We start from the raw sequence: 12,411 nt of genomic DNA, 5'->3' as shown, positions 1-12,411 counted from the left end.
TCCTTAAGATGATTGACGGCCAGTGACCGGCCCCTGAACGCCGCCCGCCGGCACCGGCGGATATGTCACCTTCGCGAGGGGCTTGGTGCCTTGATTTTTCATCTGCTCCTCCCCCCGTTTTCTGCATCTGCATGGCCAGTCCCTGCTTGACACAAAATTCTCAGGATTGTAAATCAAAAAAACGAATAGCGGTTTGAGTTCGAAGTGCGAACATCCGACAACTCGTTTATCGGGAGGGAGTAAACCCATGAACAATTTGGCGCCCCTTGGGGCGGAAATGCCTGTTTGGGCGAAGGAAGATGAGGGTTTCCATGTCCCTTACTGGGTGTTCCAGCGCGAAGACGTTCTGGAGATGGAAAATGAGCGCCTGTTCCAGGGGGAAACCTGGAACTACATGTGTCTTGAAGCCGAACTTCAATCGCCCGGCGACTTCGTCGCGGTCCATGTCGGGGAAACCCCGGTCATCGTGACCCGCGACCATGACGGCGAGATTTATGCGTTCGAGAACCGCTGCTCGCATCGCGGCTCGCTTCTGGCGCTGGAAGATCGCGGCAATGTCAAGGATTTCACCTGCGTCTATCATGCCTGGACCCACAGCCTGCAAGGCGACCTCGTGGGGATCGCGTTCAAGGACGGGATCGGCGGCAAAGGCGGGATGGAGAAGGACTTCTGCATGAATTCCGTCGGCCCGCGCAAGCTGCGCGTAGCCAATGTCGACGGGCTGATCTTCGGCAGCTTCGACGAGGATGTGGACGATATCGAGGATTACATGGGCGAGGAGGTTCTCGACCGCATCCATCGCGTGCTGGAAGGCCGCAAGATGGTGGTTCTGGGCCGGTTCACACAGGTGCTTCCCAACAACTGGAAGCTCTATGTCGAGAACACCAAGGACAGCTATCACGCCAGTATCCTGCACACCTTCTTCACCACCTTCGAGTTGAACCGGCTGTCGCAGAAGGGCGGGATCATCGTCAGCCCGAATGGCGGCTGCCATGTGAGCTATTCCGAGATCGACCAGGTCGCGGAAGCCGAGAAGGCGAAGAACACGATCTATTCGGACCAGAATATCCGGTCGCAATCGGACCTGCAACTGGCCGACAAGTCGCTTCTGGCGAGCTTCAAGGAATTCGATGACGACATCACCCTGCAGATCCTCACGGTCTTTCCGGGTTTCGTCCTGCAGCAGATCCAGAACTCGATCGCGGTGCGTCAGGTCCTGCCGAAAGGCACCGACGAGATGCATCTCAAATGGACCTATATCGGGTTCGAAGACGACACGACCGAACAGCGCCGCGCGCGTCTGAAACTGTCGAACCTGATCGGGCCGGGCGGCTATGTGTCGATGGAAGACGGCTGTATCGGCGGCTTCGTGCGCCGGGGCACCAAGGGCGCGTCGGACAACAATGCCGTGCTCGAAATGGGCGGGCGCAGCATCGAAGGCGGCGACGACCGCATCACGGAAGCCTCGATCCGGGGGTTCTGGGCAGAATACAGAATGAGGATGGGCCTATGAACATTCACGTCCGGCAGGCCGAGGTTTCGGCCCTGATCAGCGCCGCGCAGGCCCGCTATGTCCGCGAGATCGACGATGGCGATTGCACGGCATGGCCCAACTTCTTCGTGGATGATTGCTTCTACACGATCACCAGCGCCGACAATTACGCGCAGAACCTTGAGGCGGGTCTTGTCTGGCTCGACAGCAAGGACATGCTGCGCGACCGTATCCTGTCGCTGCTGGAGGCCAACGTCTATGAGCGCCACTCCTACCGCCACATGATCGGGCTGCCCTTCGTGGGCGAGCTGGAAGGCGACGAAGTGGATTCGGAAACCTCGTTCATGGTGGCCCGGATCACCCGCGAGGGGCCGACCGATCTTTTTGCCACCGGGCGCTATATCGACCGCTACCGGATCGTCGGCGACGAGGCAAAGATCGTGTCGCGCACTGTGGTGCTGGACAGCAACCAGATCGACACGCTGCTCGGTTTCCCGCTATAATGACGGCGCAAAAGGAAAAAGTGCTGATCACCGTTGGCGATGCCAACGGGATCGGCCCGGAAGTCGCGGCCAAGGCCGCTATCGCGCTGGCCGACGATCCGGCGCTGCGCCCGGTGATCGTGGGCGACCGGCATCTGGTGGAGCCGGTCGTGACGGCGGCGGGCTTCGCGCTTGAGCCGTCCATGGACAAATGGGGCGCGCCCGGCCACGTCGATCTTCATGAGGTTGGCGCGATTGACGCGGCCGATGTGACGCCCGGCACACCCACAGCGGCCAGCGGGCGGGCGACGGTTGCCTATGTCGAGCGCGCGGTTGCGCTGGTCAAGGACGGCACCGGCCGCGCCATCGTGGCCTGTCCGCATTCGGAAACGGCGGTCAATGCCAGTGGGCGGACCTTTTCGGGCTATCCCAACCTTCTGTCCGAGCTTCTAGGCACCGGCGAGGATTCGGTTTTCCTGATGCTGATCGGCGGCGGGCTTCGAATCGTGCATGTGACGCTGCATGAAGGCATTCACACCGCGCTTGACCGGCTGACGCCGGAGCTGATCGAACGCGCCACGCTGGCCGCGCATCAGGCGCTCAGCGGTCTGGGGATCGACGCCCCGCGCATCGGGCTGTTCGGGATCAACCCCCATGCGGGCGAGGGCGGGCTTTTCGGGGATGAGGACGACCGCATCGTCACCCCCGCCATCGAACGGCTGCGCGCCCAAGGGATCGACGCGCACGGGCCGGAAGGCGCCGACGTGATGCTGGTGCGCGAAGGCTATGACGCCTTTGTCGCCATGTATCACGATCAGGGCCATATCCCGGTCAAGCTGCTGGCCGGGCGCAGTTCGGCGGCGATGTCGATCGGTTCCGGGCTGGTCTTTTCCAGCGTCGGGCACGGCGCGGCGTTCGATATTGCGGGCAAGGGTCAGGCGTCCAGCGATGCGGCGGTCGCCGCGATCAGGCTTGTCGGAGGTATTCAGTGAGTTTTCGTATAACCGTCACCGACCATGACGATATCGGCTTCGACTGCGAAGAGGACGAAACCGTTCTCGACGCGGCTGACCGCGCGGGCTATGCCATTCCCTATTCATGCCGCAAGGGTGTGTGTTCGTCCTGCGAAGGCGGCATCGCTTCGGGCGAGGCGATGGTGCGCGGGCAGGGGGTTCAGGCCGGTCCCGCCGAGGGCGTGAAGCTGTGCCAGGCCCGTCCGCTGACCGATCTTCAGATCGCGCCGACCCGGATCCAGAAGGTCGAGCCTGTGGAGCGCAAGACGCTGGAGGCGAAGGTGCGCAAGATCACCCGCCCGGCGCCGGACGTGGCCGTGATCCAGTTCCGCCTGCCGATCGGGCAACGCGCACCGTTCCGCGCCGGTCAATACCTGCGGGTGGTGATGGAGGACGGCGACAGCCGCAATTACTCCATGGCGAACCCCCCGCAGAAAAACGACGGGATCGAGCTGCATATCCGGCATGTACCCGGCGGCAAGTTCTCGGAGCAGGTGCTGAGCAAGCTGGACAAGGGGCAGTTCCTGACCGTCGAGCTGCCTTATGGCGAGTTCTGCCTGTCTGACAACGACGATATGGACGCGGTTTTGCTGGCCACCGGCACCGGGTTTGCCCCGATGAAATCGTTGATCGAGAACCAGATCGCGCTGGGGGCCGAGCGGCCGCTGAAGCTTTATTGGGGTGTCAATACCGAGGCCGATCTTTACATGGCCGATGTCGCCGCCCGCTGGGCTGCGGCGCATCCCTGGATCAGCTTCACGCCGGTCATCTCGTCGCCTTCGGACGGCTGGGACAGGCGCACCGGGTTCGTTCACCGCGCGGTGCTTGAGGACATTCCCGACATGAGCAATGTCGAGGTCTATGCCTGCGGTGCGCCGGTGATGATCGACGCGGCGCGCTCGGAATTCGAGGCCGAGGCCGGGCTGGCCAAAGATCGCTTTTTCAGCGATGCTTTCGTGGCGTCGGGCGACGAGGAATAACGCCGCCTGCGCGGCCCCACCCGGTTTCTGGACTTATCCCGGATGCTATGGCAGGTTGCGGCGCGGCGTTTCCCGCCGGGCCGCTTGGTGCCCGGCACGTCGCCGACACGACAGGCGCCGGGGACCGGACATGCCAGAAAAGGGTGGAGCTCGGATGACGGGGACGACGGAAAAAGAAGGGGGCACGGCGACGAAATCGCGCGCGCCCGAGGGGATGGCGGGGCTGGCCAAGGGCCTGGCCATCATCGAATTGTTCGGGGAAGAGCACCCGGCTGTCACTGTTTCGTCCGCCGCTGATGAGACCGGCATTTCGCGGGCCAGTGCGCGGCGCTGCCTGCTGACCCTGACCGATCTGGGTTATCTGACCAAGAACGGCCCGCGTTTCATGCCGACCCCGCGCATGTTGCGGCTGGGCCGATCCTATACCGGCGCGATTCCGCTGCCCCAGCTTGCCCAGCATCAGCTTGACGCGGCGCGCGAGGAGTTGGGGGAATCCGTCTCGCTTTCGATCCTGGAGGATGGCCGGTCAACCTTTGTCGCGCGGGCCGAGGCTGCGCGGCTGGTCTCCACCGCGATCCGTCTGGGCACCCGGCTGCCCGCCTATGCCGCGGCCACGGGGCGTATCCTGCTGTCGGCCTATGACGACAAGGCGCTGGATGCCTATCTCGACGCGGCGGAGCCGGTGGCCATGACCAAGCATACGGTTACGGACAAGGCGAAGCTGAAGGAGATCATCCGCGCCGCCAGCCGTGACAAGGTGGCGTTCACCGACGAGGAGCTGGAGCTGGGCATGGTCAGCATGGCCATTCCGGTCTTCGACCCGGACGGCAAGCTGCTCGCCTCGATGAGCGTGAGCGCGGCGCGGCCGCGCGTCACCGTCAAGGACATGCGCAAGCACATGCTGCCCATTTTGCGCATCTATGCCGAGGCGCTGTCGCGGTCCCTTTGAACGATGTCGGCGGGCAAGGCTGCCCGCGTCAGGTCAGCATCATCGTGGTGGTCTGAAGGTTCTTCGCCAGAAGCGTCAGCTTCGGCCCGATCTCGTTGCGGAGCCGTTCGCTCGTGGCGACGGGGCCTGCGCAGCTCAGGGTGAAGATCCGGCCGCTCGACTTGGCGATCACGGGGGTCGCGACCGCGCGGATGGCGAGATGGAAAACCTGGTCGGCCAGGACGAACCCCAAATTCTGGTAGTCGAGCCGGGCCTGCTTGATGCTCTTTTCCCGCGTTGGCCATTCATCCCCAGCCAGGCTGCGCAGTTGCGGGGTCATCAGTTCGAGCCGCTCTTCCTCGATCATGGCGAGATAGGCAAGCCCGGCACCGCTGCGGATCATGGGGTCTGATGCCGGGGAGTGCTAAATCCTACGCTTACGCCCTGTGATCGCGAAGAAGGTCAACAATATAAAGCCTTTATTGTTTTCGAGACTTTCACAAACGAGCGTTTCTGGCTGTACGGTTGCGGGTCATGACTATGGGCGCTTCGGGTTCGACCAGCAGCAACAAAAGATTCCCTACAAAAAAGCCCCGGGCGACGCCTGGGGCTTTTCATTCCGCAGAGGTAGCGGTTCAGTTCCTCAGTCCGACGGCGTCGATGACTTCGCCCCACTCTTCCGTGTCCTGGCGGATCATCTCGCCCATCTCTTCCGGGGTCGTGTGGATCAACGTCAGCGAACGCGCGGCCATTTCTTTCTGCAGATCTTCGTCAGCAACGGCCTCTGCGGCGGCCTGATTCAGCTCGGAGATGACACTGGCATCCGTGCCGGCGGGAACCATCATCCCATACCAGGTCGAGTAGGAGTAGCCTTCGACCGTTTCCGAGATCAGGGGCGCATCTTCGCCCGGCGCCTCGTCGGTTAGCCCGATCACGCGGATCTTGCCGGCGTCGATCATAGCCCCCAACGACGGTTTCGAGCTGAGCAGCGCGTCGATAGCACCAGCCGCCAAGTCGACCACAGCAGCAGAGGTGCCGCCATAGGGGATGTGTTCCATCTCGATACCGGCGGCGTTCGCGAAACGCGCCATCCCCAGATGGGCAACGGCGCCCGCACCGGCGGAGCCGTAGTTCAATTCGCCTGGATGTTCCCGACCATATTCGATCAGGTCCTCCACGCTATGGAAATCGCTCTCAGCATTGACCACCATCACATGCGCGGATGTCGACACCGCCGCCACCGGTTCAAGCTGATCAACCAGTTCGTCCAAGCCGTCGATCTGCGGACGAACGGAGACGTTGCCGGAGGCCGGGAAAAATACCGTATAGCCGTCGGGATCGGCGCTGGCGACATGGCGTGCGGCGATGATCCCGCCCGCGCCCGTCATGTTCTCGACCACGACGGGCTGTCCCAGGGTTTCCCCCATGCGCTGACCCAGTTCCCGCGCGACCAGGTCGGCAGGACCGCCCGCCGAAAACGGCACGATCAGGTGAATCGGCTGCGTCGGCCATTCTTGGGCCGCCAGCGGTACCGCCGAAAGCGCCGCAAAGGCGCCTGCGATCAAGGTTTTTCTCATTTTCGACATTGTTCTCTCCCTTTTCTCCCCCAACGGGCAGTTCTGGCGGGTTCTCGCGCCCGCCGACACGTCACCCCAGTAGCGGAACCACCGAGGGGAAGATCTTCTGGTAAGCCTCTGCATAGACCGGTCCGCTCGCCGCCCCCTTCTGACGGCGCCGAGACACGGCACCGCGCTGCAGCGCAACGTTTTCGTAGTAGCTCCACAGTTTCTGCTGCCCTTCCAGGCAGCGCATCGCGGCCAACTTAGTGTCCCAGACATCCGAGATGTCGATCAGCGTATCGGGCACGAACCCGCATAGTTCCGACTGATGCGGCTCGAAGCTGTAGACCTGCGGCGCACCGATCACTTGGTTGCCGTCGTCATGACCGTGGGCCTGGGCCACCATACGGGCCTCCAGCTGTCGCTTAGCCCTTAATTGTGAGATGGGAAATTCAACGAAATCAATGGCTGTGCTTTGCCCTTAAATATGAGATTTTGCTTTTAATTCCGGAATTTTGCCCATAAATCTGAGACAGGGTTCGACCAAAGACCCTGCGGAAAGACGAGGAAACTCCACTCGAAGGCGCTGGAATCTCGCATTTAAGGGTAAAATTCGGCGCTCAACGCGCCATGTCTCGAAATTAAGGGCTACGCGACACGAGATGGATCTTGCGCCAGACGCGCCGTTTGGGACCGCCATGCTTGCGGGCATGCCACTCGCCTTCCCCCTCGACCTTGATGCCGGTGCTATCGATCAGCAGGTGCAGTGGCCCCTTGGAGCCGTGGTAGGGGATGTTTACGGCCAAGGTCTTCTGGCGGCGAGATAGCGTGCTGAAGTCGGGCACCGTCCAGTCGAGACCAACCAGCTGCAACAAGCTCTCGACGAACCCGGTCGTCTGCCGGAGCGCCATGCCGAACAGCACCTTCATCGAGAGGCACGTCTGTATGGCGGCGTCGCTGTAGCTCTGCTGGCGGCCACGCCTGCCAGTTGGTGCGGCCTCCCAGCTCATCTCGGCCCCACAGGCCCGAGCGTGCATATTTGGACATCTTGAAGAACGTTTATAGAACGGATCAGGCGTCTGGTGCGCGCAGGTACATGGCGACGTTTTCGGCAGAGAACTTGTAGCTTCTTCCATCGGCGAGACGCTCTGCGCTGACGGGGTATTTGGGCCGGTTCGGGTTGATGGCGGTGATACGGAAGGCCTCGCCCTGGGTTCTGAAGGTCCGGCCATAGTCGGCGGGCTGCAACCCGAGGCTGCTGGCGAGGGCTTCGAACAGGGCCTTGTCGGGAGAGAAGATCGCACCATCGGCCATTGGGATGCCGACGCGGAACGCGATGCCGAATCCATGGCGCAGGTCGATGTCGCTGAGCTCACCGCCCTCGACGGTCAGCCCGTGGGTTTCGGCCACGCCCTGGCAGGCGGCGAGCAGATCGCGGCGCAAGCGATCGCAGAGTGTCGGGGTCAGGTTGCGCGGCGGCGGCACCTTGGTGGTGTCTGCCTGCGCTGGTGGCCTGGCCGCTGCGGGTGGTTTTTTCCTGCTGCTCTTTCTCACATCGAAGCCTTTGCCTTGTAGACGGTGCCGCGCGAGATGCCCATGTCGCGGGCGATCTCCGTGGGGGACTGGCCGGCGGCCAGTCTGGCCTGAACAGCGGCCATATCGATTTTGGCCGGCCGGCCACGATAGACGCCCCGGCGTTTGGCGGCGGTAATGCCTTCAGCCTGCCGCTCCTGGCGCAGGTTGGTCTCGAACTCGGCAAAGACACCGAGCATGTCGAAGAAGGCCTTGCCCGCGGCGGTGGACGTGTCCACCGGTTGCTCGGTGGCAGCGAGATGTGCGCCCTTTTCCTTCAGCCGTGCGACGATGACCTGCAGATCGCGCATGGAGCGCGCCAGGCGGTCGATGCGGGTGACCACCAGTGTCTCTCCGGGGTGGATGAAGTCGAGGATGGTCTTCAATTCGGAGCGGTCTTCCAGACTGGCACCACTCTTCTGTTCCCGGCGCACCATGCCGCAGCCCGCGGCTGTCAGCGCGGCGATCTGGGCGTCGAGGTTCTGATCCACCGTCGAGGTTCGGGCATAACCGATTTTGGCGCCGGAGCTGTTCATTTTGGGTGTGCCTGTGACATGGGGTGTTCAATAACGTGGTTAAGACCCAAAATAAACACCAAAGTGACCGTGTGCAGTGTTCATGCCGCACGTCATCAAGGGTATACTCAAAATGGCACACTGGAGCGCTGTCACGTTATATTGTTGGCATTGAGCGTTGGCGGGCGGCTGAGCAGATCAGGTTTTGTTCTTTCTGGCACTCATATACGCAGCTTCGGGCCCTCTGGGCCTAGTAGCTGACGAACTCGGCACGTTCGTTGCCCCGATAGTCCAGATATCGGATCGCAACTCCGCGGAGGCGGTTCGGCGTCCAGGACGTGGGGCCACCAGTAACGCCGCCAATGCCTGTTGAGCCATAGACGTTGGTATAGCCGACGGTTTCGTAACGACGACAGGTGCCGTCGCTGCTGGTGCTGACGCATTCCTGGACTGGCTCGCGCCGGCCGCCGACCGCGCCCGCGAGCCAGTCAGGACCATGCTCGAAGCTGGCGCGTGACCAATAGAAATCACCGCCTGTGCCATAGTTGCCAGATTCGGCGATGTCCTGGACGTTGTACGAGCCGTCCTGGTTGCGCGTGCGGCTGTAATATTTGATGTGATAAAGTTCGATGCCATCCCGATATTGGCGCACCTCCGGGGTCAGGCCGTCCGGACCGAAGGAAGCCAAGCCGGCGACGGCCGCGCCGCCTGTGCCACCGCCCATGGGGCAATTCCACAGCTGTAGGGGTGGCTCAATCGGAAACGGCGTGATCCTGCGGATCATCTCGACCTTGGCGGCAGCACACTCGGCTGATTCAGGAAAGCCACCTGCAAGGCATAGCAGAATGGCGCAGTCAATCGGGTAGGCTTCGGCGGGATCCGCTGTCGTAAGAAGGGTTGTAGTAGCAACAGATAGGCAGAGTGCTGAAATTGCGCCGTGAATTTTCATGTGTGGTGCCCCTACAAAACTGCAATTATATCGCGTTATTGCAGTTTTGTATCACATCAGCCTCGTGCTGAACAGTGGCAGCGACGTTCAGCAGCGGGCAAGGGTTGGCAAAGCAGCGGAGTTGCTCTGCGGATCGCGTCATCCCAAAAAATGGAAGCATCGCCATTGTTCCAGACGTAGAGCCAGCCGGAGCGCTGGCCCTCGTTGACCCGCTGTATCGGCACGGCCGACAGTCGAGGAGCCTCTATTGTACGTCGTGTCATCGGTTTCTCTCTGACCAATTGATATAGGTTATCGCCAATCAGCACTGCCTATTGATCGGCGGACCAGTAACCAGTCAAGCAGCATACCCGATTAGCTTACCCATTCGGGTATGCTAATCGAAATAGTGTCGCGCCATGGCTATAGCGACGGCATTGGTCGCGCTTGCAGCGCCGAGCTTCGTTTTTGACCTTTCGAGACGAACCTTCACGGTTGCTGGCGAAATGTCGAGCGCTCGGGCAGCCTCCTTGTAACTCATTCCGTCCCGCTGTGCCTTAAGAACATCCAACTCACCGGGCGTCAGTTTGGCAAAGTTATAGAGTATATCGAGCCAGGACGAAAACTTGGCGTTTAGCGTGGCGAGCTCCGCGTCTGTCAACTCGCGGTCGTTGCGGGCAACAGTAAGGAATGAGCGCCTGCCGTTGACCTTCTTGGCGAGGACCGCTCCGTAGGTAAGGCCATAAGCTTTTGCGGCCTCAAACAGCCCGCCGATGTCGTCGATCGGAACCTCTGACCAGCGAAGTGCGCCTTCACGCGACGAAGCCCAGGCTACAATTGGGTCACGGAAGATATAATTATGCTCGACGTAGATCTTGTTCCAACTTTCTGGAAATCGGTTCAGCAAATGCTCTGCATTGATGAAGTCGACGTTGAGTCCGAGGATCCAACCCGTTGAGCCGACACTGTAGAGGTAGTCCTGTTCTTCCCGGAAATTGGGTATCAATTGTTCAAGCATAATACGACATTACCCATTTGGCTTACCCGAATGGCTATACCAAATGGGTAAGCTGGTCGAAGTGTCAATGACAATGAGGTACGCGCCGTCTATCACGAGGTAAGCTTTGGATGGTGCGGCATGATACGGAACACGAAAGTTGTTGGTGTAGCAGAGTTTACGCGGGATATGGCGCAGACACTTACCGACTATTTCGACACATATGCCGTTGAAGGTATCGTGAGCATTGAGCTTGGAGATGATGGAACGCTGTGGCTTCCCAACAAGCGGCGCGGCGGCCGGCAGTTCTTGGGCATGGCAAAGTTACCTGCTGAGACAAAGATTTTTTGAGCGAGACCAGCATGAATAACGATCTTCAGACAGCCGTCCTGCGGCTGCCACAAACAGTTCGTGATTGGGACCTGGTGGCGAAGTTCCTTGCTTTCCGGAAAGAAATTTTTGTTGACCACAAAGGCTGGCCGATCTTTCACACCGACGAACATGAGTTCGACAACTATGATGGTGGCTTTGATCCGGTCTATATTGTCGCCCATCGTGGCCGTGATGTTGTCGGTGGGCTGCGGCTAAAACGGACCGACGGGCGCTTTGGCTCGGGCACGGTGACGTATTCATACATGATCCGGGATGCGTGGCTCGGATTGCTGCCAGGGCTGCCCCAAAACCTTTGCGCGGTCGAGCCACCAGTAAGCACGAGCGTTTGGGAGATGACACGTTTTGTTGCGGCCCGCGAACCCGAGGTCGTCGAAGCCCTGCTTCTGGCTGCCAACGACTTTCTGTTCACGGAATCTGCAGACGAATGCCTGTTTCTAGGTTCCCGAGCCTTTCCACGCCTGGCACGCATGCTTGGTTGGGAGGTACGGCTCATGGGGGAAGTCGTCGGCAATGACGACGGCAAGTTTGTAGCGTTTAGATGCCCGGTTATGGATCCGGCAACGGCTCTGACGAAATGTCGGGGGCTGGATCGCCTGCTTGGGCGCGGAACGCCCGGTATGCTTCCCATCCTATCTTAGCCTCGGTGAAAGCTGTGCTCTGTGCTGCCGAAAGACAGGTGGAATAGTCTGTGACCTCCGAGAAGTAGCGCTGAAAATCGGCCTCAATCTCACGGCGATATTCGACTGCCAACACTGCGCTGTCAGGAACGATGGGTGCAACGGGTTCGACGCACTGAAAGGCATAGGTCTGCGCATCTGCCGCCGGTGTAAACAGGGTTGCAAGAATGAACAGCTTCAATCCGTGCGCTCGTCGATCCCCATCGCGCATTTTTTTCTAGCACTTCCTGACTAACTTGATGATAACTGGCGCCCTGAACGAAATGTGCGCCCGTACAATATTACAACTTGCGCACGCATCATACAATATAGTATCACTCTTGCAGTCTTGTGACTGCGAGATGATGCCGGCTAATGGGATCACTCGCTATGGCAACCATCCGAAACGAAGTTCCGAATGTGCTCAGCGAATACGATATTCCAAAACGGCTTTCCGAAGGCTGGCGCATCGTCGTCGTCACCCTTGAAGATGCCGAGAAGCGCCAATCCTATTGGTATGGACAGTGGGGCATCAAAGCGGTGTCCAGCGACGGTCGATACGAACAAACCTTGGTCACTCACCGGAAGGGCATGGAGGCGCGGGTCTTTAAGTCCATCAATGGGCTGGTTTCTTTCCTCGATCAATATGGCGTCACTATGCACGTCATTCCAACCAAGCAGTCACAAGTCGCCTGGCAGACGGTGGACGAGAAGTAGGAACAGTGCCGGCAAAACCTGGGCTGCGGCAGCTGCTGCCGCGCTCTCTGTCGGATGTACAGTTCCCGCGTATTCAGATGTAATTCGCTTCGATAGTTCGGGCCGCGCTGTCGAGAACGAAGTTAGCCGGCTCTCCGCGTCAGGCTCTGTTCAGCGTTATGACACGGCAGGCCGACTGA

At 60.4% G+C, this 12,411-nt stretch carries 15 protein-coding genes and 1 pseudogene; 8 read left to right on the top strand and 8 right to left on the bottom strand.

Translation table 11 applies throughout. From position 1 onward, the window contains the following. Positions 1–247 precede the first annotated feature (247 nt). The 5 genes from PAF20_RS18165 to PAF20_RS18145 all read left to right on the top strand — a co-directional run bounded on the left by PAF20_RS18165 (position 248) and on the right by PAF20_RS18145 (position 4,916). Entirely contained in the window at positions 248–1,513 is a 1,266-nt protein-coding gene (locus tag PAF20_RS18165; protein ID WP_434802969.1) for an aromatic ring-hydroxylating oxygenase subunit alpha, read from the top strand. After that, positions 1,510–1,995, top strand: coding sequence for an aromatic-ring-hydroxylating dioxygenase subunit beta (locus PAF20_RS18160; protein WP_271073580.1), 486 nt, complete (start codon positions 1,510–1,512; stop codon positions 1,993–1,995). Before PAF20_RS18165 ends, PAF20_RS18160 begins: the two co-directional genes overlap by 4 nt. Next, a complete protein-coding gene (locus tag PAF20_RS18155) occupies positions 1,995–2,966 on the top strand; it encodes a PdxA family dehydrogenase (protein ID WP_078572120.1) in 972 nt (323 codons plus the stop codon). Before PAF20_RS18160 ends, PAF20_RS18155 begins: the two co-directional genes overlap by 1 nt. After that, the gene (locus tag PAF20_RS18150) at positions 2,963–3,967 is read left to right on the top strand and encodes an FAD-binding oxidoreductase (protein WP_271073579.1); all 1,005 of its coding nucleotides are present in this window, start codon (positions 2,963–2,965) and stop codon (positions 3,965–3,967) included. The genes PAF20_RS18155 and PAF20_RS18150 overlap by 4 nt, the downstream gene beginning before the upstream one ends. A gap of 154 nt (positions 3,968–4,121) precedes the next feature. Continuing rightward, positions 4,122–4,916, top strand: a complete 795-nt coding sequence (locus tag PAF20_RS18145) for an IclR family transcriptional regulator domain-containing protein (protein ID WP_271073578.1) — start codon at positions 4,122–4,124, stop codon at positions 4,914–4,916. Positions 4,917–4,944: 28 nt separating this feature from the next. On the opposite strand, the gene PAF20_RS18140 is transcribed toward PAF20_RS18145, so the two are convergent. The 8 genes and pseudogenes from PAF20_RS18140 to PAF20_RS18105 all read right to left on the bottom strand — a co-directional run bounded on the left by PAF20_RS18140 (position 4,945) and on the right by PAF20_RS18105 (position 10,487). Beyond that, positions 4,945–5,298, bottom strand: a complete 354-nt coding sequence (locus tag PAF20_RS18140) for an IclR family transcriptional regulator (RefSeq protein WP_088664748.1) — start codon at positions 5,296–5,298, stop codon at positions 4,945–4,947. Between the two features lie 232 nt (positions 5,299–5,530). Continuing rightward, a complete protein-coding gene (locus tag PAF20_RS18135; RefSeq protein ID WP_271073577.1) occupies positions 5,531–6,460 on the bottom strand; it encodes a Bug family tripartite tricarboxylate transporter substrate binding protein in 930 nt (309 codons plus the stop codon). Between the two features lie 82 nt (positions 6,461–6,542). Beyond that, a complete protein-coding gene (locus tag PAF20_RS18130) occupies positions 6,543–6,860 on the bottom strand; it encodes a PIG-L deacetylase family protein (protein ID WP_271073576.1) in 318 nt (105 codons plus the stop codon). Positions 6,861–7,113: 253 nt separating this feature from the next. Continuing rightward, positions 7,114–7,491 (bottom strand): annotated as a pseudogene (locus tag PAF20_RS18125) (IS5 family transposase); the annotation flags it as partial. 34 nt (positions 7,492–7,525) lie between these two features. Further along, on the bottom strand, positions 7,526–8,008 hold the full coding sequence (locus PAF20_RS18120; protein ID WP_240497766.1) for a hypothetical protein: 483 nt from the start codon (positions 8,006–8,008) through the stop codon (positions 7,526–7,528). Then, positions 8,005–8,562 carry a recombinase family protein gene (locus PAF20_RS18115; protein ID WP_088736336.1) on the bottom strand — a complete coding sequence of 186 codons (558 nt, stop codon included), beginning with the start codon at positions 8,560–8,562 and terminating at the stop codon, positions 8,005–8,007. Before PAF20_RS18115 ends, PAF20_RS18120 begins: the two co-directional genes overlap by 4 nt. 229 nt (positions 8,563–8,791) lie before the next feature. Next, complete coding sequence (locus PAF20_RS18110) at positions 8,792–9,490, bottom strand: hypothetical protein (protein ID WP_271073573.1); 699 nt, start codon at positions 9,488–9,490, stop codon at positions 8,792–8,794. 376 nt (positions 9,491–9,866) lie between these two features. Next, the gene (locus PAF20_RS18105) at positions 9,867–10,487 is read right to left on the bottom strand and encodes a helix-turn-helix transcriptional regulator (protein ID WP_271073572.1); all 621 of its coding nucleotides are present in this window, start codon (positions 10,485–10,487) and stop codon (positions 9,867–9,869) included. A gap of 168 nt (positions 10,488–10,655) precedes the next feature. Between PAF20_RS18105 and PAF20_RS18100 the strand changes: the two genes are divergently transcribed. The 3 genes from PAF20_RS18100 (at position 10,656) to PAF20_RS18090 (ending at position 12,232) form a co-directional block, all read left to right on the top strand. Next, positions 10,656–10,817 (top strand): hypothetical protein, encoded by a 162-nt coding sequence (locus PAF20_RS18100; protein WP_271073571.1) that lies wholly within the window; start codon positions 10,656–10,658, stop codon positions 10,815–10,817. 11 nt (positions 10,818–10,828) lie between these two features. Then, the gene (locus PAF20_RS18095; protein ID WP_271073570.1) at positions 10,829–11,497 is read left to right on the top strand and encodes an acyl-homoserine-lactone synthase; all 669 of its coding nucleotides are present in this window, start codon (positions 10,829–10,831) and stop codon (positions 11,495–11,497) included. Between the two features lie 408 nt (positions 11,498–11,905). After that, a complete protein-coding gene (locus tag PAF20_RS18090) occupies positions 11,906–12,232 on the top strand; it encodes a hypothetical protein (protein WP_271073569.1) in 327 nt (108 codons plus the stop codon). Positions 12,233–12,411 lie beyond the last annotated feature (179 nt).

It is taken from the genome of Paracoccus albus (assembly GCF_027913035.1).
Classification (GTDB): domain Bacteria; phylum Pseudomonadota; class Alphaproteobacteria; order Rhodobacterales; family Rhodobacteraceae; genus Paracoccus; species Paracoccus albus.
The sequence above is the reverse complement of the archived record's forward strand: the minus strand, read 5'-3'. Positions and strand labels throughout refer to the sequence as shown.